Annotated in this window: 28 protein-coding genes and 2 pseudogenes; 10 read left to right on the forward strand and 20 right to left on the reverse strand. The window is 71.0% G+C overall.

Annotation, left to right across the window (positions count from 1 at the left end; translation table 11 throughout):
• Positions 1-157: 157 nt before the first annotated feature.
• Positions 158-916 carry an SDR family oxidoreductase gene (locus tag AC068Z_RS36360; RefSeq protein WP_478565865.1) on the reverse strand — a complete coding sequence of 253 codons (759 nt, stop codon included), beginning with the start codon at positions 914-916 and terminating at the stop codon, positions 158-160.
• A 12-nt stretch (positions 917-928) separates the two neighbouring features.
• Complete coding sequence (gene fabG / locus AC068Z_RS36365) at positions 929-1,690, reverse strand: 3-oxoacyl-ACP reductase FabG (RefSeq protein ID WP_478565868.1); 762 nt, start codon at positions 1,688-1,690, stop codon at positions 929-931.
• A gap of 272 nt (positions 1,691-1,962) precedes the next feature.
• On the opposite strand from fabG, the gene AC068Z_RS36370 reads away from it, so the two are divergent.
• The gene (locus tag AC068Z_RS36370) at positions 1,963-2,445 is read left to right on the forward strand and encodes an excalibur calcium-binding protein (RefSeq protein ID WP_478565871.1); all 483 of its coding nucleotides are present in this window, start codon (positions 1,963-1,965) and stop codon (positions 2,443-2,445) included.
• A 187-nt stretch (positions 2,446-2,632) separates the two neighbouring features.
• Here the strand turns inward: AC068Z_RS36370 and AC068Z_RS36375 are convergent, their stop codons facing one another.
• Both AC068Z_RS36375 and AC068Z_RS36380 read right to left on the reverse strand, forming a co-directional pair.
• Entirely contained in the window at positions 2,633-3,052 is a 420-nt protein-coding gene (locus tag AC068Z_RS36375; protein ID WP_478565874.1) for a DUF3037 domain-containing protein, read from the reverse strand.
• Positions 3,049-3,804, reverse strand: coding sequence for a HipA family kinase (locus tag AC068Z_RS36380; protein ID WP_478565876.1), 756 nt, complete (start codon positions 3,802-3,804; stop codon positions 3,049-3,051). The genes AC068Z_RS36375 and AC068Z_RS36380 overlap by 4 nt, the downstream gene beginning before the upstream one ends.
• 89 nt (positions 3,805-3,893) lie before the next feature.
• Between AC068Z_RS36380 and AC068Z_RS36385 the strand changes: the two genes are divergently transcribed.
• A complete protein-coding gene (locus tag AC068Z_RS36385) occupies positions 3,894-4,322 on the forward strand; it encodes a Rieske (2Fe-2S) protein (protein ID WP_478565879.1) in 429 nt (142 codons plus the stop codon).
• Here AC068Z_RS36385 and AC068Z_RS36390 read toward each other — a convergent pair.
• The gene (locus AC068Z_RS36390) at positions 4,309-4,947 is read right to left on the reverse strand and encodes an isochorismatase family protein (RefSeq protein ID WP_478565882.1); all 639 of its coding nucleotides are present in this window, start codon (positions 4,945-4,947) and stop codon (positions 4,309-4,311) included. The genes AC068Z_RS36385 and AC068Z_RS36390 overlap by 14 nt on opposite strands.
• 135 nt (positions 4,948-5,082) lie before the next feature.
• Here AC068Z_RS36390 and AC068Z_RS36395 point away from each other — a divergent pair, with 135 nt between their 5' ends.
• On the forward strand, positions 5,083-5,550 hold the full coding sequence (locus AC068Z_RS36395) for a pyridoxamine 5'-phosphate oxidase family protein (RefSeq protein ID WP_478565885.1): 468 nt from the start codon (positions 5,083-5,085) through the stop codon (positions 5,548-5,550).
• On the opposite strand, the gene AC068Z_RS36400 is transcribed toward AC068Z_RS36395, so the two are convergent.
• Complete coding sequence (locus AC068Z_RS36400; protein WP_478565888.1) at positions 5,528-6,526, reverse strand: LysR family transcriptional regulator; 999 nt, start codon at positions 6,524-6,526, stop codon at positions 5,528-5,530. The two genes, AC068Z_RS36395 and AC068Z_RS36400, sit on opposite strands and share 23 nt — an antisense overlap.
• A 74-nt stretch (positions 6,527-6,600) precedes the next feature.
• Between AC068Z_RS36400 and AC068Z_RS36405 the strand changes: the two genes are divergently transcribed.
• On the forward strand, positions 6,601-7,548 hold the full coding sequence (locus tag AC068Z_RS36405; protein WP_478565890.1) for a DMT family transporter: 948 nt from the start codon (positions 6,601-6,603) through the stop codon (positions 7,546-7,548).
• On the opposite strand, the gene AC068Z_RS36410 is transcribed toward AC068Z_RS36405, so the two are convergent.
• Positions 7,545-8,876: an aminotransferase class I/II-fold pyridoxal phosphate-dependent enzyme gene (locus AC068Z_RS36410; RefSeq protein ID WP_478565893.1), complete on the reverse strand. Its 1,332-nt coding sequence runs from the start codon at positions 8,874-8,876 to the stop codon at positions 7,545-7,547. The two genes, AC068Z_RS36405 and AC068Z_RS36410, sit on opposite strands and share 4 nt — an antisense overlap.
• 35 nt (positions 8,877-8,911) lie before the next feature.
• On the opposite strand from AC068Z_RS36410, the gene AC068Z_RS36415 reads away from it, so the two are divergent.
• The gene (locus AC068Z_RS36415; RefSeq protein ID WP_478565895.1) at positions 8,912-9,583 is read left to right on the forward strand and encodes a pyridoxamine 5'-phosphate oxidase family protein; all 672 of its coding nucleotides are present in this window, start codon (positions 8,912-8,914) and stop codon (positions 9,581-9,583) included.
• 1 nt (position 9,584) lies between these two features.
• Here AC068Z_RS36415 and AC068Z_RS36420 read toward each other — a convergent pair whose 3' ends face one another.
• Together AC068Z_RS36420 and AC068Z_RS36425 are read right to left on the reverse strand one after the other, a co-directional pair.
• On the reverse strand, positions 9,585-10,604 hold the full coding sequence (locus AC068Z_RS36420) for an EamA family transporter (RefSeq protein WP_478565898.1): 1,020 nt from the start codon (positions 10,602-10,604) through the stop codon (positions 9,585-9,587).
• Between the two features lie 87 nt (positions 10,605-10,691).
• Complete coding sequence (locus AC068Z_RS36425; protein WP_478565901.1) at positions 10,692-11,237, reverse strand: Clp protease N-terminal domain-containing protein; 546 nt, start codon at positions 11,235-11,237, stop codon at positions 10,692-10,694.
• Positions 11,238-11,434: 197 nt separating this feature from the next.
• On the opposite strand from AC068Z_RS36425, the gene AC068Z_RS36430 reads away from it, so the two are divergent.
• Both AC068Z_RS36430 and AC068Z_RS36435 read left to right on the forward strand, forming a co-directional pair.
• Positions 11,435-11,623: a hypothetical protein gene (locus AC068Z_RS36430; RefSeq protein ID WP_478565904.1), complete on the forward strand. Its 189-nt coding sequence runs from the start codon at positions 11,435-11,437 to the stop codon at positions 11,621-11,623.
• A 108-nt stretch (positions 11,624-11,731) separates the two neighbouring features.
• Positions 11,732-12,163 carry a type II toxin-antitoxin system Rv0910 family toxin gene (locus tag AC068Z_RS36435; RefSeq protein WP_478565907.1) on the forward strand — a complete coding sequence of 144 codons (432 nt, stop codon included), beginning with the start codon at positions 11,732-11,734 and terminating at the stop codon, positions 12,161-12,163.
• Between the two features lie 94 nt (positions 12,164-12,257).
• On the opposite strand, the gene AC068Z_RS36440 is transcribed toward AC068Z_RS36435, so the two are convergent.
• Positions 12,258-12,893 (reverse strand): PadR family transcriptional regulator, encoded by a 636-nt coding sequence (locus AC068Z_RS36440; protein ID WP_478565910.1) that lies wholly within the window; start codon positions 12,891-12,893, stop codon positions 12,258-12,260.
• A 442-nt stretch (positions 12,894-13,335) separates the two neighbouring features.
• Between AC068Z_RS36440 and AC068Z_RS36445 the strand changes: the two genes are divergently transcribed.
• Positions 13,336-14,145: a PhzF family phenazine biosynthesis protein gene (locus tag AC068Z_RS36445; protein ID WP_478565913.1), complete on the forward strand. Its 810-nt coding sequence runs from the start codon at positions 13,336-13,338 to the stop codon at positions 14,143-14,145.
• A 46-nt stretch (positions 14,146-14,191) separates the two neighbouring features.
• Here AC068Z_RS36445 and AC068Z_RS36450 read toward each other — a convergent pair whose 3' ends face one another.
• Positions 14,192-14,992 carry a CPBP family intramembrane glutamic endopeptidase gene (locus tag AC068Z_RS36450; RefSeq protein ID WP_478565962.1) on the reverse strand — a complete coding sequence of 267 codons (801 nt, stop codon included), beginning with the start codon at positions 14,990-14,992 and terminating at the stop codon, positions 14,192-14,194.
• Positions 14,993-15,138: 146 nt separating this feature from the next.
• On the reverse strand, positions 15,139-16,656 hold the full coding sequence (locus tag AC068Z_RS36455) for a glutamate-cysteine ligase family protein (RefSeq protein WP_478565915.1): 1,518 nt from the start codon (positions 16,654-16,656) through the stop codon (positions 15,139-15,141).
• A gap of 554 nt (positions 16,657-17,210) precedes the next feature.
• Here AC068Z_RS36455 and AC068Z_RS36460 point away from each other — a divergent pair.
• Together AC068Z_RS36460 and AC068Z_RS36465 are read left to right on the forward strand one after the other, a co-directional pair.
• A complete protein-coding gene (locus tag AC068Z_RS36460) occupies positions 17,211-17,795 on the forward strand; it encodes a hypothetical protein (protein WP_478565918.1) in 585 nt (194 codons plus the stop codon).
• 330 nt (positions 17,796-18,125) lie between these two features.
• Positions 18,126-18,323 carry a DUF5999 family protein gene (locus tag AC068Z_RS36465; RefSeq protein WP_451731324.1) on the forward strand — a complete coding sequence of 66 codons (198 nt, stop codon included), beginning with the start codon at positions 18,126-18,128 and terminating at the stop codon, positions 18,321-18,323.
• Positions 18,324-18,407: 84 nt separating this feature from the next.
• Here AC068Z_RS36465 and AC068Z_RS36470 read toward each other — a convergent pair whose 3' ends face one another.
• The 8 genes and pseudogenes from AC068Z_RS36470 to AC068Z_RS36505 form a co-directional block, all read right to left on the reverse strand.
• Entirely contained in the window at positions 18,408-19,442 is a 1,035-nt protein-coding gene (locus tag AC068Z_RS36470; protein ID WP_478565921.1) for an endo-1,4-beta-xylanase, read from the reverse strand.
• A gap of 58 nt (positions 19,443-19,500) precedes the next feature.
• Positions 19,501-20,265: a carbohydrate ABC transporter permease gene (locus tag AC068Z_RS36475; RefSeq protein WP_478565967.1), complete on the reverse strand. Its 765-nt coding sequence runs from the start codon at positions 20,263-20,265 to the stop codon at positions 19,501-19,503.
• 68 nt (positions 20,266-20,333) lie between these two features.
• A complete protein-coding gene (locus tag AC068Z_RS36480) occupies positions 20,334-21,332 on the reverse strand; it encodes a carbohydrate ABC transporter permease (RefSeq protein ID WP_478565924.1) in 999 nt (332 codons plus the stop codon).
• 6 nt (positions 21,333-21,338) lie between these two features.
• On the reverse strand, positions 21,339-22,634 hold the full coding sequence (locus AC068Z_RS36485) for an extracellular solute-binding protein (RefSeq protein WP_478565927.1): 1,296 nt from the start codon (positions 22,632-22,634) through the stop codon (positions 21,339-21,341).
• A gap of 180 nt (positions 22,635-22,814) precedes the next feature.
• The gene (locus AC068Z_RS36490) at positions 22,815-24,314 is read right to left on the reverse strand and encodes a glycoside hydrolase family 43 protein (RefSeq protein ID WP_478565930.1); all 1,500 of its coding nucleotides are present in this window, start codon (positions 24,312-24,314) and stop codon (positions 22,815-22,817) included.
• A 100-nt stretch (positions 24,315-24,414) separates the two neighbouring features.
• A pseudogene (locus AC068Z_RS36495) lies at positions 24,415-24,956 on the reverse strand (response regulator transcription factor); the annotation flags it as partial.
• Between the two features lie 37 nt (positions 24,957-24,993).
• Positions 24,994-25,626 (reverse strand): potassium-transporting ATPase subunit C, encoded by a 633-nt coding sequence (locus AC068Z_RS36500; protein WP_478565933.1) that lies wholly within the window; start codon positions 25,624-25,626, stop codon positions 24,994-24,996.
• 6 nt (positions 25,627-25,632) lie between these two features.
• Positions 25,633-25,917 (reverse strand): annotated as a pseudogene (locus tag AC068Z_RS36505) (potassium-transporting ATPase subunit B); the annotation flags it as partial.

A 25,917-nucleotide genomic window follows, 5' to 3' on the forward strand; every position in this document is an offset into this window, starting at 1 on the left:
GGCAGACCATACCGCAGAGCTTCACGAGTTGAACCGCTGTCTCACGAGGGTTCTTGATCGATAAACCTTTGACTACGTTGTCAAAGGTCTGTGGCTGATTACGGTTTGGACGTTCCGCCCGGCTCTGTACAGAACCGGGCGGAAATCCATGGTGGCGTCAGCCGACGCCCGCGTTGAGGAAGATGCCGCCGTCCACGACGAGGGTCTGACCGGTGACCCAGTCGGACTGGTCCGAGGTGAGGAAGGCCGCTGCGCCCCCGATGTCGGAGGGCACACCGAGCCGAGCCAGCGGGTAGGAGGCGGCCGCCTCCTCCTCCCGGCCCTCGTACAGGGCCTGGGCGAACTTGGTCTTCACCACGGCCGGGGCGATGGCGTTGACCCGCACCTTGGGGGCGAACTCGTGCGCGAGCTGCTGGGTGAGGTTGATCAGCGCGGCCTTGCTGACGCCGTAGGCGGCGATGAAGGGCGAGGGCGCGATGCCCGCGACGGAGGCGATGTTGACGATCGCGCCGCCGTTGTCCTTCTGCCAGGCGTGCCAGGTCCTCTGCGCGAAGCCGAGCGCCGAGATCACGTTCGTCTCGAACACCTTGCGCGCGACGTTCAGGTCCAGGTCGGCGATCGGCCCGAACACCGGGTTGGTACCGGCGTTGTTGACCAGGAAGTCGACACGGCCGAAGGCCTCCATGGTGCGCTCCACGGCGACGGCCTGATGGGCCTCGTCGTGGGCCTTGCCGGCGATGTAGATCGCACGGTCGGCGCCGAGCTGCTCGACGGCCTCCTTGAGGGCGTCCTCGTTGCGGCCGGTGATGGCGACCCGGTCGCCGCGTGCGACGAGGGCCTCGGCGACGCCGTAGCCGATACCGCGGCTGGCGCCCGTGACGAGGGCGACCTTGCCGGAGAGTTCCACTGAAGTCATGTGCGTGATTCCCTAGTCGAGCGGTCCGCCGGCGACGTACAGCACCTGGCCGGAGACGAAGCCCGCGTCCTCGCCCGTGAAGAAGGCGATGGCGTTGGCGATGTCCTCGGGGTAGCCGACGCGCTGGACCGGGATCTGGGTGGCGGCCGCGGCCTTGAAGTCGTCGAAGCCCATGCCGACGCGCTCGGCGGTGGCGGCCGTCATGTCGGTGGCGATGAAGCCGGGGGCGACGGCGTTGGCGGTGACGCCGAACTTGCCGAGCTCGATGGCGAGGGTCTTGGTGAAGCCCTGCATACCGGCCTTGGCGGCGGAGTAGTTGACCTGGCCGCGGTTGCCGAGGGCCGAGGACGACGACAGGTTGACGATCCGTCCGAACTTGGCGTCGACCATGTGCTTCTGGCAGGCCTTCGACATCAGGAAGGCGCCGCGCAGGTGGACGTTCATGACGGTGTCCCAGTCCGAGACGCTCATCTTGAACAGCAGGTTGTCGCGCAGCACGCCCGCGTTGTTGACCAGGATCGTCGGCGCGCCGAGCTCCTCGGCGATCCGCGCCACGGCCGCCTCGACCTGCGCCTCGTCGGAGACGTCGCAGCCGACCGCGAGGGCCTTGCCGCCCGCCGCGGTGATCTTCTCCACGGTGTCCTTGCAGGCGGCTTCGTCGAGATCGATCACGGCGACCGCGCGCCCCTCGGCGGCCAGCCGCACGGCGGTGGCGGCCCCGATCCCGCGCGCCCCGCCGGTCACGACGGCGACCCGCTGCTCAGTGATGGACATGCCTGCTTCTCCTCGCCCTTGGGATGCGGCTCAGCGGAACACTCTCCAGTGAGCGACCGCTTAGTACCTTCAGCACACGTGACGCTAGAAGCCCTGGCACCCGGTGTCAACGGCACACCGTCACGGTGTGATCCATTCCGTGGAACCTCGGCCGCCATCCTCCCGCACCGGCTCTGGCCAGGGCACCCGATCGGCCCCTCTCCGCGCGTCCCGGCGCGCGAACGGCCCTAGCGTCGGCCGAGGGCCATCCGTGGCCGGAAAGGAGGCGCACCATGCGCCGTCACACCGGGGCCGCCGGCGCCCTGATCGCCATAGCCGCGATCCTTCCGCTGGCCGGCATCGCACACGCGCAGGACCTGGACTGCCGCGACTTCCGATCCCACGAGGAAGCGCAGGCCGAGTACGACCGCGACCCCAGTGATCCGCACGGCCTCGACGAGGACCAGGGCCCGGACGACGGCATCGCCTGCGAGATCCTCCCGAGGGTCGGCACCGCCGTCAGCACCCCCGCGCCGGTCACCACCGCGCCCGTCACTCCCGCGCCGGTCACCACGGCGCCGGTCACCACCGCGCCCGCCACCCTCATGCCCGCCACCACCGCACCCGCCTCCGTCACCCCGACGATGGGCGTGCGCGGCGGCCTGGGCGGTGCCACCGGCTCCTGGCTCAACGGCTGGGAGACCGCGGCCGGGCTGACGCTCGCCACCGGCGGCGCCGTCGCGGCCGCTTACGTGGTGAAGCGCCGTCGCGGCTGACTCACCGGAGAAGGCCGACTCACCGCGGCAGGCCGGCCCAGCGCTGAAGGCCGGCTCAGGCGCGAGGCCGGCTCACCGCTGAAGGCCGGCTCAGGCGCGAGGCCGGCTCACCGCTGAAGGCCGGCTCAGGCGCGAGGCCGGCTCACCGCCGGCTCACGCACAAGGCCGACCCAGCGCACGAGGCCGCTCACCGCACGAGCAGGTCCAGGAGCCGTTCCGTCTCCGCGGCCGGGTCGGCGGTCAGCCCCGTGTGGACCGGCCCCGGCTGGACGATGGTGGAGCGGGGAGCGATGAGCCAGCGGAACCGGCGGCCCGGGTCGTCCGAGGACGCCTGGCCCGCCCCCTCGCCGCCCGCGCAGACGCGTTCGACCGCCGACAGGGCGGCCCGGACGCCCGGCACATCCGCTTCCGGGTCCAGGGCCAGCAGGCGGGCCTCGTCCAGGTGGGTGCGGGCCGCCACGTAGGCCTTCGCCCGGCAGTACACCAGCACGCCGGCGTTGATGCACTCGCCGCGCTCCACTCGGGGCACGACGCGCAGGACGGCGTACTCGAAGACGTCGCGGTCGCTCGGGCCGCCCTTGATGAAGTGACGGTCGTCGGTGGTCACTTGGTGCCCTCGATTCGCTCGTGCACGACCGCGGCGCGGGCCAGCAACGGGCGGGTGTAGGCCGCTCGCAGCGCGTCCGGGGTCTCGAAGCCCGGTTCGTCCGTCAGCCAGTCGTCCGGGATCTCGGCCATGACCTCCGCCAGCAGGTCCTCCGTGACGCGCGGCGCCAACTCCGCCGCCGCGGCCGCCACATCCGGCCCGAAGGGCAGCAGGGCGTGGTCGGAGGCGTCGTACGGACGGGCCGCCGAGGCCTCGGCGCCGCGCCAGTTGTGGTGCCAGATCATCGTCGCGCCGTGGTCGATGAGCCACAGATCGCCGTGCCACATCAGCAGGTTGGGGTTGCGCCAGGAGCGGTCGACGTTGTTCACCAGCGCGTCGAACCAGAGGATCCGGCCCGCCTCCCTCGGGCTCACGGGAAAGGCCAGCGGGTCGAAGCCCAGCGCGCCCGAGAGGAATTCCATCCCCAGGTTCGCACCGCCGCTCGCCCTCAGCAGTTCCTGTACCTGCTGGTCCGGCTCCCCGAGGCCCAGCACCGGGTCGAGGCCGATCGTCACCAGGCCCGGCATCCGGAAGCCCAGTCTGCGGGCCAGCTCGCCGCACACCACCTCGGCCACCAGCGTCTTGCGGCCCTGTCCGGCGCCGCGGAACTTCAGGACGTACGTCCCGAAGTCGTCGGCCTCGACGAGCCCCGGCAGCGAGCCGCCCTCACGCAGCGGCGTGATGAACCGGGTCGCGATGACTTCCTTGAGCATCGCCCCAGGTTACTGGCGCTCTGAACGGCTCACGCGCGCCGCCCGTACCAGTGGGGGCAAGGCGCACCTCCGTGGAAGGGAAGTCCGGCATGACCAGCGAACCGCTCCACCCCGTCGCGGCCCCGAGCCGCCGTACCGTCGTGGCGGCGGTCGGCGCGGTGGGCCTCTCCTTCGCGCTGAACGCGTGCGGGTCGGAGGACGACGAGTCGTCCGGATCGTCCGGGTCGGCCGGAACGGTCATCGCCACGACCGCGGACATCCCGGAGGGCGGCGGGAAGATCCTCAACGACCACAAGGTGGTCGTCACCCAACCCGCGGCGGGCACCTTCAAGGCGTTCTCCTACGAGTGCACCCACCAGGGCTGCCCGGTGACGGGTGTCGCCGACGGCGCCATCACCTGCCCCTGTCACAACAGCAGGTTCTCCATCGAGGACGGCAGCGTGCAGAAGGGGCCGGCCACTCAGCCGCTCCCCGCGAAGAAGATCTCCGTGGACGGCGACTCGATCACGCTCGCCTGACCCGGAGGGCGGCCAGCAGCTCGGCGGTCGTGGTCAGGGTCGCGACCAGCGCCAGCGTGTGGCGGATCATGGCGGGGGTGTACTCGGAGGGCACCCCGGCGATCGCGTCGGTGGGCACGACGGCGGTGTAGCCGCGGTTGACGGCGTCGAACACCGCGTTCGGTATCGCCACATTGGCCGAGACCCCGGTCACGACCAGCGTGCGGCAGCCGAGGTTGCGCAGCAGGGCGTCGACGTCGGTGCCCTGGATGGGCGACAGGCCGTGCAGCCGCCGTACGACGAAGTCCTCCTCGGTGACCTCGATCGGCGCGGCGACTCGGACCGCGACGGTGCCGGACAGTTGCTGGACGGGAAGCCGTTCGGCGGCCCGGAACAGCCGGGCGTTGCGGTTGGCGCCACGGCCGTCGGGGCGGCGCTCGGCGATGGCGTGGATCACCTGGAGGCCGCAGGCGTGGGAGGCCTCCACCAGCCGGGCCACGTTGGCGAGGGCGCCCGAGGAGCGGGCCTCCTTGGCCAGTTCGGGCAGGGCGCTGTCCGGTCCGACCACCCCCTGCTGGCACTCGACGGTGAGCAGCACGGTCCCGGCCGGGTCGAGGAGTTCGCTGAGCTGGTCGTACGACGGCATGGTTCCCCCTTGTCGCCGACAATCCGGAGCGGGCGACACTAGCCACCATTGCGCGGGGACGGAAGACGCCCCATCCTTTTCTGACGTGATGTCAGAGGATCTCCTCTGGCACGACGTGGGAGAAGAGGGGGACGCATGACCGTCACTCAACGCCGGGGCCGGAAGATCATGATGACGCCGGGTGAGCTGGACGAGTTCCTGGCCACCCAGCGCACCTGCCGGGTCGCCACCGTGTCGGCGGACGGCGCCCCGCACGTGAGCACGCTGTGGTTCGCGTGGGACGGCACCTCGCTGTGGCTGTACTCGGTGGTGCGCAGCAGGCGTTGGGCGCAGCTGCGGCGCGACCAGCGGGTCGCCGTCGTGGTCGACACGGGCGAGGAGTACGACGAACTGCGCGGCGTGGAACTGTCCGGGACGGTGGAGTTCGTCGGCGAGAGTCCCCGCACCGGGGAGCTGTGCGCCGAACTCGACGTCCCGGAGACCTTGTTCGCGCGCAAGAACTTCGGCCTGGAGGAGATGCCGCACGACGGCCGGCACGCCTGGATGCGGCTGACCCCGGAGAAGGTCGTGTCCTGGGACTTCAGGAAGCTGTCGGCGCTGTAGTGGAAGCTGTCGGCACAGTCGAAGCCGTCGGCGCCGTGGCAGCTGTCGGCGCGGTCGAAGCCGTCGGCGCCGTGGTGCTGATCCGCTCCCCCGCCTCGCGCAGCGCCTTCACCGCCGCCCGGATCGACGGGCGGCGGTCGGCGTCCGCCCGCCAGACGACGTACACATGCCGCCGCACCCGCTGCTTGAGCGGCACGGCGACGACGCCGGGCGGCATCGGGTGGCGGCCGAGCAGCGGGACGACGCACACGCCGAGCCCCGCGGCGACCAGGCCGAGCTGGGTGTGGGTCTCGGCCGCGCGGTGCCCCACGATCGGCTCGATGCCCTTGGAGCGCAGGGTGAACATCAGCCACTCGTGGCAGAACTCGCCCTGACCCCAGGTGATCCACTCGTCCTCGGCGAACTCGGCGAGATCCACCTCGTCGCGGCCCGCGAACCGGTGGCCGACCGGCATCGCCACATCGGCGGGGTCGTCCAGGATCGGCGCCTTGACCAGGCCGTCCGGCAGCGGCATCGGCTTGTTGTACCAGTCGAGCACCACGGCCAGGTCGAGATCGCCGCGGACCACGCCCGCGACGCCGTGTTCCGGTTCGAGTTCGCTGGAGCGCAGCCGCAGCCCCGGGTGCTCGGCGCGCAGCGCTGCCAGGGCGTCGGGGAAGAGTCCGCGCGCGGCGGTCGGGAACGCGGACAGCCGCAGCTCCCCCGCGACCTGACCGCGCTGTGCCTCCAGGTCGGCCTGGGCCAGCTCGACCTGGGACAGGATCCGCGCCGCGTGCTCGGCGAGCAGCCGTCCGGCGTCCGTGAGCCGGACCCCGCGGCCGTTCTTGGCGAGCAGTCGCTGGCCGACCTCGCGCTCCAGCTTGGACATCTGCTGGGAGACGGCGGACGTCGTGATGTGCAGCCCCTCGGCCGCGCCGCTCACCGAGCCGTGCCGGGCGAGGGCGTCGAGGGTGCGCAGGCGCTCCAGGTTCAACATGTAAGCAATGCTACGAGATATGGCTCGCGAATTCTCGCTTGTGCTACGAGATCGAGCTGCCGCACCCTGATCCCATGACCCGCTCCCGCGCGCTGCTCGACTGGCGTCTGCGCTTCGCCGCGCTCTGCCTCATCTGGGGCTTCAGCTTCCTGCTCATCAAGGTGGGCACCGAGGCGTACGCGCCCTTCCAGGTCACCCTCGGCCGACTGCTGTTCGGCACGGCGGTGCTGGCGGTCGCGATGGTGGTACGCCGGGACCGGCTCCCGCGCGGGGCACGCACCTGGGGGCAGCTGACGGTGGCGGCCCTGCTGCTGAACGCGCTGCCGTTCAGCCTCTTCGCCTACGCGGAGCTGACCATCCCGTCGACCCTCGCGGGCATCTGCAACGCCACCTCCCCGCTGTGGGGCATGGCCCTGTCCCTGGTCGCCCTCTCCGAGGACCGGCCGACCCGGTTGCGCGTCGCGGGCCTCGGCCTCGGCTTCCTCGGCGTCCTGACGGTGCTCGGCGCCTGGCAGGGCTTCACGGGCATGGACGCGCGGGGCACCGGCATGGCCCTGCTGGCCTCCCTCTGCTACCCGATCGGCTGGATCTACGTCCGCCGCACCCTGGCCGGCGCGGACTCCTCGCACCTGTCCCTGACCGGCGCCCAGCTGCTGCTGGCCACCGTGCAACTCGCGATCGTCACCCCGCTGTTCACCACGGCCCCCACCGACTTCCCGCTGCTCCCCCTGCTCGCGGTCGCGGCCCTCGGCGCGCTGGGCACCGGCTTCGCGGTGCTCCTCCAGTACGGTCTGGTCGCCGAGGTCGGTCCGACGACGGCCCAGATGGTCACCTACTTCATCCCGGTCATCGCGACGGCGGCCGGCGTCCTGCTGCTCGGCGAGTCGCTGAGCTGGTCGACCCCGGTCGGCGCGGCCATCGTCCTCGCGGGCGCGGCCCTGACCCAGATGCGCCCGCGCGCACGCGGCCCCCTCCCGGCCGACGGGGACCGGTCCGTCCGTCGGCCCGCGAAGGCGGCCTAGACACCACTGCGGCCGGGAGCCGGGCGTACGGCGGAGGCGATGGCGTCGGCCAGGGCCGGCGTCTCCGCCTCCGTCAGCGTCGAGACCGTGACGCGGATCCCGGGGCCGCTGGTCAGGCGGAAGCGGGCGCCCGGGGCGACGGCCCACCCCGCGTGCAGGAGACGGGAGACGGCGCCGGTCTCGTCCGGGACGGGGATCCAGACGTTCATGCCGGTACGGCCCCGCGCGGGAACGCCCCGTTCGGCGAGCGCGCCGATGAGGAGGTCACGGCGAGTGCCGTACGCCGCCGCCACCGCCTTGGGGTCGACCGAGCCGTCGGACCACAGCCGTACGACGGCGCGCTGGACGAGCAGACTCACCCAGCCGGGGCCGAGGCGCTGGCGTCCTCGCACCCGGTCGAGGGTGACGGAGTCACCGGTGACCACCGCGAGCCGCAGGTCCGGGCCGTACGCCTTGGCCGCTGAGCGTGTGAAGGCCCAGTGGCGCGTGGTGCCCGCCAGCGGGTGCAGCGGGACGTCGACGATCGCGTGACCGTGGTCGTCCTCGATGAGCAGGGTGTCGGGGTACTCCCGCAGGACGGACCGCAGGGCACGCGCGCGTGCCGCGCTCACCGCGGCGCCGGTCGGGTTCTGGGCCCGGTCGGTGACGATCAGGGCGCGGGCCCCGGCGCCGAGCGCCCGGCGCACGTCGTCGGGGAGCGGCCCTTCGTCGTCGACGCCCACGGGGGCGATGCGCAGCCCGAGCGCCGGGATGAGGTCGAGGACGCTGCCCCACCCGGGGTCCTCCACGGCGACGGTGTCTCCCGGCTTCAGATGGGCGGCGAGGACCCGCTCGATGGCGTCCAGCGAGCCGGAGGCGACGAACAGGGGGCCGTCCGGCACCCCGTCCGCGTCCAGCCCGGCGCGCGCCGGGCGCGCCAGCCCGGGATCCAGGGGCTCGTCCCCGTAGAGGACCGGCTCGCGGTCCCCCTGTTCCGCCGCCGCCGCGAACGCCGGAGCCAGCGGGGGCAGCAGGGCCGGGTCGGGGTTGCCGTCGGCCAGGCCCCGCACTCCGGCCGGGACGTCCGTCCGCTCGTACTCGCGTGCCGTGGTGGCCGGCTTGGGCCGCACCCTGCTGCCCCGGCGTCCGGCGGTCTCGATGACTCCGCGCTCGCGCAGGGTGCGATACGCGGCCGCGACCGTATTCGGGTTCACGCCCAGCTGGGCCGCCAACTCCCGCATGGGCGGCAGCGGTTGCCCGGGTTCCAGCTCTCCTGAACCGACCGCGGCCTCGATGGCGGCCGCAATCTCCGCTGCGCGCCGGCCGGTGATCCGATATTCTCCTAGCACAAAGCAGATTATGTACTAGTGCAATGGAGATCGCAATGCAGGGGACCCGACAGCCGGAGACCGCCGCCTACGCCCCGACCGACCGCACGGTTCCCACCCGCTCCGCCGAGCGGGCGTCGTACGACAAGGAACTGGTGCACTCGATACTCGACGAGGCCTACGTGTGCCATCTCGGGTTCGTCCGGGACGGGGCGCCCGTGGTGCTGCCGACGCTGTTCGGCCGGGTCGGGGACCGGCTCTACGTCCACGGCTCGACCGGGTCCCGCCCGCTGCGGATGACCGGGAAGGCCGACCCGGGGCTGCCGGTGTGCCTGACCGTGACGCACGTGGACGCGCTGATCCTCGCCCGGTCGGCCTTCCACCACTCGATCAACTACCGGTCCGTGGTGGTGCACGGCGTCGCGCACGACGTGACGGACCCCGAGGAGAAGCGGCTCGCCCTGGACGCGCTGGTCGACCATGTCGTCCCGGGCCGTTCGGCCGACTCCCGGCCCGCCAACAAGAAGGAACTCGCCGCCACCGCCGTCATCCGCCTCGACCTGAACGAGGTCTCCGCCAAGCTCCGCACGGGCGGTGTGAACGACGAGCCCGAGGACCTCGCCCTGCCGCACTGGGCCGGAGTGGTCCCGCTGCGCAAGGGGTACGAGGCCCCGGTCGACGACCCGGACCTGGCCCCCGGCACCGAGGTCCCGGCCTACCTGAGGTGACCTACGCGGCGGTCCCCCGGGCCGAGAGCTCCCGCTCGGCGCCGCCACTGGCCACCGGCTCCGGGGATCCCTTGCTCGGCGCCGAGGACTGGGCGATGAAGGCGCCGAGCAGCACGACCGCGCCGCCGATGATCTGCGGGGCGGAGAGATGCTCGCCGAGCAGGACCCAGGCCAGGACGGTCGCGATGACCGCTTCCAGGCAGGCGACGACGCCCGCGACCTGCGGGGAGAGCCGGCGCACCGACACCACGCCGGTGACGTAGGCGACGACCGTGGCGATGAAGACGATCCAGGACAGCAGCAGGGCGGCGGCGACCGGGGTGCCGTTCATGTCGGCGCTGTTCGCGAGCACGGACCACTCCATCGACCAGGGCCGGGCGACGACGGTCAGCACGGCGGCGCCGACGAGCAGGCCGTAGGCGATGACGCCGAGCGGGTCGGGAGCCTCGTCGGCCGCGTCGCTGCCCTGGTCGGACAGGACGAAGTAGCCGACCTGGCAGCAGGCGGCGCCGAGCGCGAGAAGCAGGCCGAGCGCGTCGAAGCTGAGGCCCGCCCAGACCTCGACGACACAGGCCAGTCCGCCGACCGCGAGCACCACACCGAGCGCGGCGGCCCGGGTCACCGGACGCCGCTGCACGAACCGCACCCAGCCCAGCACCAACGCGGGCGCGAGGTACTCCACCAGCAGGGCGACGCCCACCGGGATCCGGGAGATGGAGGCGAAGTAGAAGGCCTGGACACCGGCCACGCCGAGCAGTCCGAACCCGGCGAGCAGCGCCGGGCGGCGGCGCAGCAGCGCGCGATGGCGTACGGCGAGCGGCAGCATCACCAGGGCCGCGCCCGCCACCCTCAGCCACACCACGTGCAGCGGGTCGAGCCCCGCCTCGATCAGCGGCTTGGCCGCGACACCGGATCCCCCGAAGGCGAGCGCGGAGGCGAGGGCGAGGCCCAGCCCCATCCCCTTGCCGTGACCGCCCTGACTGCTCTCTGACTTACGCACCGGCACATGATGACAGGCCATGACATGAGCGTCACCCCCGATGACACCTGTCTCAACGACTGGACGGTACCCGCGGCCTCGGCGCCCGGGTCAGCAGCCGCTCTCGGGTCAGCAGCCGCTCTCGCCGACGCAGGTCTCGGGGCGGCTGTCGATCCGGGCGTACACCTCGCCCGCGTCGATCCCCGCGCGGACGAGCACCTCGACGGCCCGCGCCTCCTTGTCCACGAGGATGGCGGCGAGCAGGTCGACACCACGGGCGGGTTCATCGCCGCGGCGGGCGGCCCGGGCGCACGCGTACTCCAGCGCCCCGGCGGCCAGGGGCGAGAACCCCTCGACCTCGGTCACCACGGGCACGGCCCCAGAGTCCTCGACGCTGCCCTGCCAGCGCAGGCCGTAGCCGATGCTGCGCTGGACGAGGTAGCCGAGCAGCCGGGCGATCCGGGGCCCGCCGTCGAAGACCTCCCGCACCTCGGGGTCGTACTCCAGCAGGGAGTGCAGCAGATGGGCGGTGTCGACCTGGCGGTCCGCGTCCCGTACCGCGCGTCTGCGGGCACCGGAGATCACCGCTGCCAGTTCGGCACTGAGCCTGACATCGTCGTCCGGGCGCCCTCCGGCCTGGTCCTGGCCCGGCTGCCGGGGGATACGGGATTGCACGCCCCTACCCCATCAGCGTTCGAGGACCGGGGCATCCACGGAGGGATGCATCTTCGCGTCCCACGGAGAGTGGACCCGGTGCGCCGGAATCTCCTCCTTGGGGATGAGATCAGGCCCTTCTCCCCTCAGCGGCGCGCGCCGCCGTGATCCGCCCCCCGCGCGCAACCACCGCGCGTCCTCACACGTCCAACAGGTGCATGGAGAGCAGGTGCTGGCTGGTCGGCTTGCCGGCCGTCGACGGCAGACAGTACGTCTACCGGGTGTACGCCCCGGAGGACGCGCTGCCCGCCGACCTGTTCTGGGACGCCTGGCACTGCCATGACGAGAGCGCCTTCCCGCGTGCGTGGGATCTGTTCGACGCGGCGGTGATAAGGCTGGTGAGCTGAGTCCTCGCCCGGGGCCTCCACACTTCCTGACGGTTCATCAGTATTGAATGTTCCAGGCCCTGCGACTACGTTCCGCGACACCGTAGCCCGAGACGAAGGGGTGGTCGCATGGCCGAAGTCAGCGCGGAGGCACGGATCGGGGCACCGGCCGACAAGGTGTGGGCACAGCTCGTCGACTGGTCCGCGTACGGCGAGTGGAACGCGACCCACACCAACTTCCCGCACGGCGGGCCGACCGCCCTCGAAGTGGGCGGGACCTTCCAGGAGAACATGAAACTCATGGGCTTTCCGGCCGAGGTCGAATGGACGATCGAGGAGCTGGAGCCGGCCCGGGTGCTGGCGCTGCGCGGCAAGGGGCCGATGGCGGTGAGCGTCGCCACCCGCTACACCCTGACGCCCGGCGGGGACGACGCCACGACGGTCCGCATCGACGGGGAGTTCACGGGCGCCGCGGTGTCATTGATGGCGGGCCGCCTGAAGGACTCGGGTACGGCCGCCCTGAACGAGTCGCTGCGCAAGCTGGCGGGCCTCGTGAGCTGAGCACCCCGTACGACAGCGGCCGTACGACGAAGAGGCGCCCCGCGGAGCGATCCGCGGGGCGCCTCTCTGTCACGGCGGGGAGGCCGTCAATCCGTCAGTCCTCGTCGGCGAGGATCAGGTACAGCTTCTTGCGCGCTTCGTTGATCACGGAGATCGCCTTCTCGCGCTGCTCCTTGCTGCCGGTCTTCCAGACCTGGCCGAAGGCCTCCATCAGACCGAAGCCGGCCTGCCGGATGTCGTTCACGGCCTCCCAGTCGACGCCTCGGGAGGCTTCCTCCCAGGGCGCCTCGGGGCCCTCTTCGGCCGCGGCACGGCCGGACTCGGTGAGGGAGAACAGCTTCTTGCCGCCCTCGCTCTCGCTGGCGATCAGGCCCTCGTCCTCCAGCAACTGGAGGGTGGGGTACACCGAGCCGGGGCTGGGCTTCCACGCCCCGCCGCTGCGCTCGGCGATCTCCTGGATCATCTCGTAGCCGTGCATCGGGCGGTCCTTGAGCAGGGCCAGGATCGAGGCGCGTACATCACCGCGCCGGGCCCTTCCCCTAGGTCCGCCTCGGCCCCTGGGCCCCCAGTGCCCCGGCCCTCCGAAGCCGGGCCCACCGCCGAACCCCGGGCCACCGAAGCCGGGACCGCCCGGCCCGAAGGGCCCGAAGGCACCCCGCCGACCGTCGAAACCGCCCCGGCCCTCACGACCGGCACCACCGTGTCCACGTTCGAATCCATGGGAACGCATCGCAATCACTCCATTCCATCGTTGATCTGTCGCGATGCCTCAACGATATATCGGAATAGTTCGCATGACAAGCCCCGCCAGGACTCGCTCGTTCCCGGGCCGAACCGGACGGACGCGTCAGGTGCTGTCCCGCGACAGCCGCGGGATTTCCGGCGGCCGGCGGCCAGGGCGGACCCCAGACGAGCATGACCGTCAGAGCGGCGAGGAAGAGGACCGCGAAGGCTCCGGCCACGAGCGACCCGGTGACCGGGCCCGCGAAGCAGCCCACGATCACGCTCGCGACGATGACGACCCCAGGCCCATGTGCGCAGCGCCCTCTGGCCAACGTTGGATCACGATGCCCCCTCTGCCGGAGCGGAAGCCGCCGACGGCACCGCGAATTGGGTCCAGTCGCCCGGGATTGGCCTTGGTCCGGGGTTTTCGTGGCGCCTACCGTCGTGCCATGCGCATCCGAATCGTCGACGCCTTCACCGACCGCCCCTTCTCCGGGAACCCCGCCGGGGTGCTGCTCCTCGAGGCCTTCCCCGGGGACGAGTGGCTCCAGAACGTGGCCAAGGAGGTCAACCACGCCGAGACCGCGTTCGCCCACCCGCTGTCCGACGACCCGGAGGCCGACTGGGCGCTGCGCTGGTTCACGCCCGCCGCCGAAGTCGCGATGTGCGGGCACGCGACGCTCGCCACGGCCCATGTGCTGCACACCTCCGGCGCGCACGAGGGGCCGGTCCGGTTCGCCACCCGCAGCGGTGTCCTGGTCGCGACGCCCCGCGAGGACGGCTCGTACACCCTGGACTTCCCCACCGCCCCGCTCACCGCGACCGAGATCCCGGCCGGGGTCTCCGACGCCCTCGGCGCCGAGCCGCTGGCCGCCTTCGACACCGGACCGAACGTGGGCGACCTGCTCGTGGAGCTCGCCGACGAGAAGACGGTCCGCTCCCTGGCCCCCGACCACCGCGCCCTCGGCGCCTTCTCCGAGCGCGGCATCATCGCCACCGCCCGCGCCGAGGACCCTTCCCGGGGCTACGACTTCGTCTCCCGCTGCTTCTTCCCCAACGTCGGCATCGACGAGGACCCCGTCACGGGCAGCGCCCACACCGCGCTGGCCCCCTTCTGGTCCGAGCGCATCGGCCGCCCCGGCCTCACCGGCCTCCAGGCGTCGGCGCGCTCCGGCCGGGTCCGCACCGAACTGCGCGGCGACCGCGTCCTGCTCGGCGGCAGCGCGGTCACCGTCATCGACGGGGAGCTGCTGGCCTAGGGCCTCTCGGCCGAAAGGGGCGTACGAGTCCGTCGTACGCCCTCTTTCACGCCGTCGGCAGCCAGTCGACCTTCCCCGCGAGCAGCGCGTAACCCACGAACGCGCCGATGTCGAGCAGCGAGTGCGCCACGACCAGCGGGCCGACCCGGCCCCAGCGGCGGTACAGGTAGACGAAGACGACGCCCATCACCATGTTCCCGATGAAGCCGCCGATGCCCTGGTAGAGGTGGTACGAGCCGCGCAGCACGGAGCTGGCCGCCAGCGCGGCGCCCGGCGTCCAGCCCAACTGGTGCAGTCGGCGCAGCAGATAGCCGACCACGATGACCTCTTCGAGGATCGCGTTCTGCAGGGCCGACAGGACGAGCACCGGGTACTTCCACCACACCTCGGGCAGCGCCTCGGGAACCACGGTGAGGTTGAAGCCCAGACCCCGGGCGGCGAGATAGAAGGCGATGCCGCTGCTGCCGATCACCGCGGCGACGGCCGCCCCGCGGGCCAGGTCGGGCCAGGGGCGGGTGCGGTCGAAGCCCAGGGCGCGCAGGCTGCTGCCCTCGCGGAGCAGGAAGTGCGCGACGAGGAGGACAGGCACGAGGGACGTGGTGATCCCGAAGAGCTGCCAGGCCAGGTCCAGCCAGGGGCGGCCCGGTGCCGCGGAGGCGTTGAGGGTCGCCGCCTGGTCCTTCAGGCCGCCCGGCTTGGTCGCCGAACCGATGAAGCTGATCAGCGCGGAGACCCCGCTCGCACCGAGCGAGACACCGAGCACCAGCAACGTCTCGTCACGGAGGATCCGTCGCGAGGGCCCCTCCTGCGGGAATGAACCGGCCACGGGACCCGCCTCCGCCTGCACACTGCCTCCCAGGGGCACCACCGTCATAGGACGTCACAGCTTGCCCGATCAGTATGAGGCGAACGGCGGCGGCCCCTGTCCAGGCACTCCTCGGCGGTCCTCCACGCCGGCATCAGCCCACGGGGGCCGAGGCGGGCGCACGCCCCTCAGCCCAGTGGTACCGCCTCCGGGAGACCCACCGGCCAGGTGTGGACCGGCTCGCCGACATGCATCAGCTGGCAGTAGCGGCGCGTCGTGGCGGCCAGCGCGGCATCCCGGGACAGCCCCTGCTCCAGCGCGCGGTGGAAGGTCGCGGCCTGCCAGGACGCGCCGTTCGCCCGCCGCCGGCACCGCTCCTCGATGACCCCGAGATACAGATCCCGGTCGGCGGCCTCGACGCCCCACGCATCCAGACCGGCCGCCGCGAGCGGCAGCAGGTCGTCGCGTACGAGGGTGGCCGCGTCGATCTCCGCGACGCCGCCGTAGCGACCGCGCCGCGGCCACTGCAGCCGCGCCTCGATGCCGTACCGGCACGCGGTGTCGAAGTTGGCGGCGGCCGCCTCGAACGGCAGCCGCGTCCACACCGGGCGCGGCTCCTCGGCGAGGGCGCGGATGAGGCCGTAGTAGAAGGCGGCGTTCGCGAGGACGTCCGTGATGGTGGGCCCGGCGGGCAGGACGCGGTTCTCGACCCGCAGGTGCGGGACGCCGTCGGCGATGCCGTAGACCGGGCGGTTCCAGCGGTACACCGTGCCGTTGTGCAGGACCAGCTCGGCCAGGCTCGGGACGCCGCCCTCGTCGAGCACCTGGAGCGGGTCCTCGTCGTCGCAGATCGGCAGGAGCGCGGGGTAGTAGCGCAGGTTCTCCTCGAAGAGGTCGTAGGCGGAGGAGATCCACCGCTCCCCGAACCAGGTGCGCGGCCGCACCCCCTGGGCCTGCAGCTCGGGCGGGCGGGTGTCGGTGGACTGCTGGAACAGCGGCGGGCGGGACTCGCGCCACAGCTCGCGGCCGAACAGGAAGGGCGAGTTGGCGCCGATCGCGACCTGGACGGCGGCTACGGCCTGGGCGGCGTTCCAGACGTCGGCGAAGCGGCCCGGGGTGACCTGGAGGTGCAGCTGGACGGAGGTACAGGCGGCCTCGGGCGCTATCGACCCCGAGGTGCAGCTGAGGTGCTCCACGCCGTCGATGTCGAGCCGGAAGTCCTCCCCGCGGGCGGCCACGATCTGGTCGTTGAGCAGGGTGTAGCGGTCGACGTCGGAGAGGTTGGACGAGACCAGGTCATCGCGGTCGAGCGTCGGCAGAATGCCGATCATCATGATTCCCGCGTCCAGCTCAGCGGCTTTCCGGTCGGCATATGCCAAGGAGGTGCGGAGTTCCTCGGCGAGACGGTCGAATACCCGGCCGCCCAGCCGGTGTGGCGCGATGTTGACTTCCAGGTTGAACATGGCGAGTTCTGTTTGGAAATCCCGACTCGCGATCCGCTCGAGAACCTGCGCATTCAACATTCTCGGCATGCCGTCGGCTCCAGCGAGATTCAATTCGATCTCGAGCCCCATGAGGTTCTTCGGGCGATCGAACCGCTTCTCCGCCAGAAGCCGCTCCAGGCCCGCCAGACACTTCCGGAGCTTGTCGCGGTAGCGCTGGCGGTCGGACAGATCGAACCGACCTGCCACGACCTTCTCCCCCATCGGAGCATCCCTCCTCGTATGGGCGGGCGGAGGATCCGGCCGCCGGTCGGTGTCCCGGGTCGGTTGGGATGATGCCCAGCCGAAGCGATCGATAACGTCCCCGGACGAGCCCGCCGCCCGCTAGGCTGTCGGACGTGACCGGCGGCACATTCGCCGGGCATGGGTCAGCGCAAGGATTCGCGCGGTTGACGAACTCGTGAAAAACGCCGACGAGAATTGGCCGACCGCTTCTCGCGCATTACCCGAGGTCATCGGCGTCCACCCCTTCCGAAATCGGGATGATTCCCGCGCATCGCCGTCCGAATGCGCCCTTGCCGAGTGCGCCGGAAGCGGGTAGACGAAACACTCACTGAACACTTGTCGTATAAACTCCGCGAACAAGGCAGAAGGTTGGCGCCCGGGTCGGAGAACCTGCCGCAGCAATGGACTGCGGCAGGTCTCACGCGCACCCACGTACCCAGACCTCGGCCCACACCACTTTGCCCCCGCGAGCTGACAGCGCCGTCCGCCCCGCCCTCGCGCCACCGTGCCTGTCTCATGAGAGGCGACCCACCATGCCGCTGCATGTCCCCCCGGCTCCCGCGCCCGCACTTCGCTCCGTCCTCACCGCACTCGGGTCCCCCACCGCGGTCCGCGAGGCCCGAACACCGTCCCTGCGCGCAGCCCAGGGACCCGCCACGCCCGAGCTGCCGTTGCCGGTGCACGTGCTGGACGGGATCACCGCCACCGGCCCGTCCACCACCCGGCTGACCGGCTGGCGCTTCCTGATCCGCTGCGGCGACCGTGCCGTCGCCGCCGCCGAGACCCGGCTGACCCCGGACGGCTGGGCCTTCTCGCACTTCTTCGAGGGCCCGTACATCACCTCGACCGAGCTCGCGCTGCGACAGGCCGAGACGATGCCGCAGGCCTACCAGCCCCGGCTGCTGTCGGTGCCCGGCCTGTACATGCTCACCCTGTGGCTGCACGGCGACTGCGCCGCCGACGCCTCCATCGGCCATCCCGAACCCACGGACCTGCTGGTCCCGCTGGCGCCCGCGCCGCCCGGCATCGCGGCCCACCGGCCGCACCGGGTCGCCGATCTGCTCCCGGTGCTGACCCACCGCGTAACCCCGGCGCCCCTCCTCGGCTCACCCGCCTGAGAAACCCGGAAGAACCGCCCCCGTACCCCGCCACCGGTCGCCGGTCGCGGGGTACGGCGTCGGGTGCGCCGCCTGCTTGCTCGTACGAGCACCATGACGCTCCCACGAGCCTCCGACCTGCATGGACTAGCCCCATCCGGCCACTCCGAACCACCCAAAATGACAGTGCAGTTGGGATGAACCGTCCGCGCGAGTGATGCGTCATCAACCTGTGAGAAGCGGTGCACCGAAATCCCTGCGGATCGACGCCCGTGGGGCAACACTGGGTTCGAACCACTTGTCGCAACGGGGGCGGCCATGAACACCACGTCAGAGCGGAAGATCCCACCCATGTGCCAGCACCAGCCACCGTGTCCCACCGCAGACTCCGCCGACCGGGAATCCGCCCGCCTCGTGGCGCACCACCCGGAGCAGGGCTGGAGCCTGCTGTGCAACGGCGTACTGCTCTTCGAGGACACCGGTGAGCTCCTGCCCGACGGCCAGATCATCGCCCCGCACCGCCCGCTGCGGGTGGCGACCGCGGCCTGAGCACGACCGGGCGGCCCGCACGCCCTCCGGAGACCTGAGGGGCCGGCCGCAGACGCGTTCCGCGCACCGGCCCCGCCCGGCCCGCTACTTGAGCGCGTCGCGGATCGCGAAGTACGCGGGCTTCGGCGCGAGTTGCTCGTCCCACGGCAGGGCCGCGCCCTCGCCCTCGAAGAACGCCGGAATCCAGCTGTACTTGTCGGTGTAGTCCCAGATCGTGATGCCGACGCACCGGCGCACCGCCAGGCACGCCTCGGTCAGGTCCCGGTACCACTCGGCCTGCGTGGCGAGCTTCTGCTCGTCCGCCGGCACGTACATCCGGATGTCGACCTCGGTGAGCGCGGTGTCCAGGCCCAGCCGCGAGAAGCGGCGCAGGTTGTCCTCCAGCGTGGTCGGATAGCCGTACTGGAGCGCCAGATGGGCCTGCAGGCCGATGCCGTGCAGCGGAACGCCCTGGGCTCTCAGCTCCTTGGCGAGCCGGTAGTAGGCATCGCTCTTCGGGCCGACGGACTCGATGTTGTAGTCGTTGAGGTAGAGCTTCACGCGCGGGTCGGCCTGGTGGGCCCAGCGCAGCGCGTCGGCGATGTAGCCGGGGCCGAGCGTCTTGTAGAAGATCGTCTCCCGGTAGGTGCCGTCCTCGTTGAACGCCTCGTTGACGACGTCCCAGGCGAACACCTTGCCGCGGTAGTGCCGTACCTCCGTCTGGATGTGCTTCTTCAGTACGGCGCGCAGCTCCGGCGCCGTCCACTCCCGGGACGTCAGCCAGTCGGGCAGCTGACTGTGCCAGACCAGGGTGTGGCCGCGCACCTTCTGGTGGTTCGCGCGGGCGAGGTCGACGATCTCGTCGCCCTGGGAGAAGTCGAAGACGCCCTGCTGGGGCTCGGTGGCGTACCACTTCATGCCGTTGCCGGGGGTGATCTGGTCGAACTCGCTGCCGAGGATGGCCTTGTACGGCTCATCGACCAGCTCGGGGTTGTCGGTGGCGCTGCCGAAGTAGCGGCCGTGGCGCTGGGCCAGGTCGGCGAGCGTCGGCTCCTCCCCGCCGGCCTGGGCGGTCGGGGCGGTGACCGCGACCAGGACGGCGGCGAGCGCGCCGACGAGTCTGAGACGGTTCGTGCGCATGGTGCGACTCCTCACGGACAAGGGGGTGTGGGTGAGCCGTACGTCCGCCGGTGGCGGGTCATCCCTTGGTGGCACCGGCGGTGAGACCGCCGACGAGCTGGCGTTCGGCGACGGAGTAGAAGGCCAGGGCGGGGACCATGGCGAGGACGAGGTAGGCGAAGACGCGGGCCACGTCCTGCGAGTACTGGCCCTGGAACTGCTGCACGCCGATCGGGATCGTCCACCAGGTGGGGTCGTTGAAGACCAGCAGCGGCAGGAAGAAGTTGTTCCAGCTGGTGACGACCGCGAGCACGGAGACCGTGCCGAGCGCGGGCCGCGCCATCGGCAGCAGCACCCGCCAGAAGAAGCCGAGCGGACCGCAGCCGTCGAGGGTGGCCGCCTCCTCCAGCTCACCGGGGATCTGCCGGAAGAAGCCGCGCAGGATGATGATGGTCATCGGCAGTCCGAAGGCGGCCTGCGGGAGGATCACCCCGAGCGGGTTGTCCAGCAGGTCCATCGAGCGCAGCAGCAGGAACAGCGGCAGCGCCGCCACGGCGAAGGGGAACATCAGCCCCATCGTGAACAGCGTGAACAGCACCTCCCGGCCGCGGAAGGCGAAGCGCGCGAAGGAGAAGGCGGCCAGCGCCGAGGCCGCGACGACGATGACCGTCGTGGCCACCGCGATCAGGGTGGAGTTGCCGACCAGCCGCCAGAAGTCGCTGGAGGCCAGGATGTCGGTGTAGTTGCCGGTCACCCAGGGGTCGGGCAGCCCGATGGTATTGCTGGAGAGCTGGTCGGTGGACTTGAAGCCGGAGAGGACGGCGTAGAGCAGGGGGATGCCCATCACCGCGCCGACCGTGATCAGCAGGAGATGGAGCGGCAGGTTCCGCCCACGGGACTTGCGCTTGACGGTCACTTGACGCCTCCCCGCATGGTCGTGGTCGCGCCCTCGAGGTCCCGGCGGAGCACGAACCGCTGGTAGGCGAGGGCGAAGACGAGGCTGATGGCGAACATGGCCACGCTGATCGCGCTGGCGTAGCCGACCTGGTAGCGCTTGAACCCGAACTGGAACATGGTCACGGCCATCGTCTCGGAGTGGTGGTCGGGGCCGCCCGCGGTGACCACCCAGACCAGGTCGAAGAGCTGGATCGCCCCGATGACGGACAGGAAGACGCTGATCCGCAGGGTGGGCGCGAGCAGCGGGAGGGTGACGCTGCGGAACCGCTGCCAGGGCCCGGCGCCGTCGATGAGCGCCGCCTCGTGCAACTCCTTGGGAATGGACTGGAGTCCGGCCAGGTAGAGCATCATGTGGAAGCCGAAGTACTTCCAGGTCATCACCAGGAACAGGGTGGCCATCACCATGTCCGGGTCGGCGAACCACTCACCGCCCAGACCGTCCAGGCCGATACCGCCGAGGACTTCGTCCGCGAGACCGTCGCCCGGCGCGAAGATCATGCTGAACAGCACGCCGGTGATGGCCTCGGAGAGCACGTACGGCGCGAAGAACAGCATCCGGTACACGGCCCGGCCGCGCATGCGCTGGTTGAGCGCGACGGCCATGGCGAGCGCGAACGGCAGTTGCAGGGCGAGCGAGAGTAGAACCAGGACCAGGCAGCGCCACAGGTCACCGAGGAAGACCGGGTCGTCGAGGAGCCGGGTGAAGTTGTCGACGCCGATGTAGTCGGAGGGCATGCCGAAGCCGCCCCACCGGAAGAAGGCGGCGTACAGCGCGAACAGGATCGGCAGCAGGACCAGGACGCCGAACAGCACCAGGGCGGGCACCTGGAAGGAGACCGCGGTCAGCCAGTTCAGGGCCCGCCGCCGGGCCCGCCCCCGGACCTCGGTGGCGGGCGGGGGCGGGACGTCGAGGCCGGGACCGCCCCGTTCGTCCTTGAGCGAGGTGAAGGTCATCGGCGACTACTGCTCTTCCTTCGCGACCTGGGTGATCGAGTCGGTGACCTGCTCGGGCGACTTGGACCCGGCGATGAGCGCCCCGACGCTGTCGTTGACCTCTTGGCCCAGCGCGGGCGCGTAAGCCTGGTCGAGGTAGAGCTGGAAGCCGGTCGCGGCCGTCAACTCCTTCTGTACGGCCTTGATGTTGGGGTCGGTGATGGCGCTCGCGGCGGCCGGGACGACCGGGAGCACGCCGGTCTTCTTGACCAGTTCCACGTCGGTCGTCTCCGAGGCGAAGTACTTCAGGAAGTCCACGGCCGCCTGCGGGGCGCCACTGCGCAGGGCGTGCCCGCCGCCTCCGCCGAAGACCTCGGTGATCGTGCCCTGGCCGCCCTCGACCGCGGGGAAGGGGAAGAACCCGAGGTCGTCCCCGAGCCCCTTGCCGACGTCGGCCTGCACGACGGGCGCCCACTGGCCCATGAGCTCCATGGCCGCCTTGCCGTTGCCGACGGCGGCCGCCTGTCCGGTCGGTCCCGAGTAGGAGGCGCCGAGGAAGCCCTTCTGGAACGGCTCCAGTTCGACGAGTTCCTTGAGGTGTTCGCCTGCCTGGACGAGTCCCGGCGCGGTGAAGTCCTTGTCGTCGTTGGCCTTCTGGAGGGCCTCCGCACCGGCCGTGCGCATGGCGAGGTAGGCCCAGTAGTACATGCCGGTCCAGCTCTCCTTGCCCGCGAGGGCGAGCGGGGTGACACCGGCGGACTTGAGCTTCTCCACCGCCTCCAGGAAGGCGCTCCAGGTGGCCGGGGGCGCGCTGATGCCCGCCTTCTTGAACAGCGCCTTGTTGTACCAGAAGCCGATCATGCCGATGTCGAAGGGAATGCCGTACACCTTCTCGTCGAGCAGGTACGGCTCCTTGGCGACCGGCACCAGTCCGTCGGCCCAGTCCTTGGTGCGGTCCGTGAGGTCCTCGACGAGTCCCGCGTCGACCTGCTGCCTGAGGACGCCCCCGCCCCAGGTGTGGAAGATGTCCGGGAGCTTCCCGGAGGCGGTCAGCGCCGTCATCTTCGACTTGTAGGCGTCGTTCTCCAGCTGGACGATCTTTATCTTGACCTTGGGGTTCTGGGCCTCGAACTTCTTGGCGAGGGCGGCCCAGACGTCCTTCGTGGGCTGGGTGGTGGAGATGTTCCACCACTCGATGGTGGTCGTGCCGTCGGACGACCCTCCGTCCGAGTCGCCGCCGCAGCCGCTCAGTGCCGTCATGCTCAGACCGGCTGCGGCGGAGGCCGCCAGAAAGCCGCGGCGGGACAGTGCCGGGTCGCCCATTATGCGCTCCTTGAGATCCGGGACGGCACGTCGTTCCGCCCACCGAGGTTTCGAAAGTTTCGGGATCAATCCAGAAAGCTTCGCTGCTGCCGCACCCTAGAGACAGCGCCTGACGGGTGGCAACCCCTCGTACACGGGGAATCCGGCGACGACTCACGCGTTGTCGGGCCGGAGTTGGGGTCAGCGGCCCGCGGAGTCCCGCTCGCGGTACTCGAACCAGTCGAAAGCCGCGCTGCCCTCGGTGACGTACATGCCGATCACCCGTCCGGTGAACCCGCCCGCGACCTGCGTGGAGAGATAGCGGCCGTCCAGTTCGGCCAGCATCGTCGGGCTCTCTTCGCTTTCGACCGAGAAGGCGATCGTGTCGGGCCCGCCGGCCCGGACGCCCTCGGCGGGCGGCGGCGCGTCGGCCGTACGGACCTCCACCGTGAGCGTCACCGGCCCCGGCGGTACGGGGAGTTGGGCCACGGACTGGCGAAGTGGGCCGATCCGGGCCAGTACGGCGACCGTGCCGTCGTACACCTCGATGTCGTAGTGGTGGGCCTCGTCCATGCGGACGCTCAGGCCCGCGCGGCCGTCACCGGCGTCCACCCGGGCCGCCACCCGGCAGTCGTGATGCTGCTGCCGGCGCCCGACGAAGGTGTGGCCCGGCCGGTCGAGGCTGTCGCCCGTGGCGTGCAGGGTGAGCCATCCGTGCCGTTCGTCCAGCGACCAGGAGCCGTCGGGTCGGTGACGCGGGGAGATGTACCGAGGGGCGAGGTCCGGGGCGTCGAAGTCGTCGCGGGCGGGCTCGGGCGGGAAGGGGTGCAGGGCCGCGGGCGCCTCGTACCGCTCCCGTACGGTGCCGACGTACGGCCAGCCGTCCCGCCACTCCACCGGGACCAGGAACGTCTCGCGCCCGAGCACGTGGAACCTGGGGAAGAAACCGCGCGGGCGGGTCCCCAGCAGGACCATCCACCAACTGCCGTCGGCCGACTGGACGAGGTCGGCGTGGCCGGTGCACTGGATCGGCAGGCCGGTGCTGCGGTTGGACAGGATGGGGTTGTGCGGGGCCGGTTCGAACGGCCCCCGGGGAGAGCGGCCGCGGGCGATCGACACACTGTGGCCGTCCGCGGTGCCGCCCTCGGCCACCATCAGGTACCACCACTCGCCGACGCGGTACAGATGCGGCCCCTCCGGATCCGACATGCCGGACCCGGACCACACCGGGACCGGCCCCTCCAGCACCTTGCCGGCGACCGGGTCGATCCGCGCGAGCCCCACTCCGGCGACCGCGCTCCAGCAGGTGCCGTCCTCGTCCCAGGCGAGGTCGGGGTCGATGCCGGGCAGGTCGATCCACACCGGGTCCGACCAGGGGCCCTCGGGGCGATCGGCGGTGACGAGGAAGTTGCCCCCGGCGCCGACGTTGGTGGTGATGACGTGGAAGCGGCCCTGGTGGTGGCGGATCGTCGGTGCGTAGACGCCATCGGAGACGCGCAGGTCGTGCGGCACCTCGAACTGGCCCGGGCGGTCGAGGACGTTGCCGATCTGACGCCAGTGGACGAGGTCTCGACTGTGGAAGACCGGCACCGCCGGGAAGTACTCGAAGCTGGAACAGACCAGGTAATAGTCCTCACCGACCCGGCACACGCTGGGGTCGGGGTGGAAGCCGGGGAGGACGGGGTTGTCGTACGTCCGCATCTGTCAGTCCTTCCGAAGACCGGGCGAAACATTCGGTCTGGTTGGCGAACATTACGGAGCGGACTGTAAGGGCAGGCGGGGGGAGCGGCAACGGCTAGGCGTAGACCCTCAGGTAGTTGCTCTTGACGTGCTGCGCGACCCCCAGACCTCCTGGAGCAGACGCGCCTGCGTGACCAGTCGGCCGGGGTGGGTGACCAGGATCTCCAGCAGGTGCCACTCCGTCGGCGTCAGCCGCACAGCGCGCCCGTGCCGGACGGCCTTCCTGGCGAGCAGGTCGAGGGTGAACTCGGCCGTCTCCACCAGGGTCGCCTCCGGCGCGGGCGGCAGGGTCCCGGTGCGACGGACCGCCGCCCGCGGCCGCGCCATCAACTCGTCGATGCTGAAAGGCTTGGTGACGAAGTCGTCCGCGCCCGCCGCCAGCGCCTCGACCTTCTCGTCGGACCCGGGTCGGGCGGACAGCACCAGGATCGGCACACCGGTCCGGCCGCGCAGAGCCCTGATCACCTCGACGCCGTCCATGTCCGGCAGGCCCAGGTCGAGCAGGACGGCGTCGGGACCGCGGACCGCGGCCAGCCGCAGGGCGGTCGTGCCGTCGGGGGCCGCGTCCACGCCGTACCCCCGTGCCTCCAGGTTGATCACCAGTGCCCGGGGCCGGCTCCCGCTGGGGCGGGTAACGGCATCAGCTCTTCGCCGCGAGTTCCTTGAGGGCGATGTTGAGTTCGAGGACGTTCACCCGGGGCTCGCCGATGAAGCCGAAGGTGCGGCCCTCCGTGTGGTCCTCGACCAGCTTCTCCACCTGGGCGACGGACAGGCCGTTGCGCTCGGCGACCCGGTGCACCTGGAGGTCGGCGTACTGCGGGGAGATGTCCGGGTCGAGACCGGAGCCGGAGGAGGTGACGGCGTCGGCCGGTACGTCGGAGGGCTCGACCGTGTAGCCGGGTACGGAGTTCTCCTTGACGACCTTCGCCATCGCCTCCTCCACCCACTGGATCAGCTCGGCGTTGTCACCGGAACGGTTCGTGGCGCCCGAGAGGATCAGCTTGTACTGGGTGTTGACCGAGTTCTCGCCCAGCCCGTTGGCGGGCCGGGGCTGGAAGTAGTCCAGGCTGTAGCCCTGTTGCCCGATGAGGGACGAACCGACGACCTTGCCGTCCGACTTGACCTCCGAGCCGTTCGCCTTGTGGTTGAAGAGCGCCTGGGCCACACCTGTGACGGCCAGCGGATACAGAACCCCTGTGAGCACGGTCAACACGAGCAGTGCCCGCAGGGCCGCGCCCAGCAACCGTCCGGTGTTCACGACAGAGTTGTTCATGGTCCTTCACCCGATCCCGGGGATCAACGAGATGATCATGTCGATGAGCTTGATGCCGATGAAGGGCGCGATCAGTCCGCCGAGCCCGTAGATCCCGAGGTTCCGCCGCAGCATCCGGTCCGCGCTCATCGGCCGGTACCGCACGCCCTTCAGAGCGAGCGGTACCAGCGCGATGATGATCAGCGCGTTGAAGACCACCGCGGACAGGATCGCGGAGTCCGGCGAGGACAGGTTCATGATGTTGAGCTTGTCCAGGCCCGGGTAGACGGCCGCGAACAGCGCCGGGATGAT

This window comes from Streptomyces sp. NPDC043726 (genome assembly GCF_056436565.1).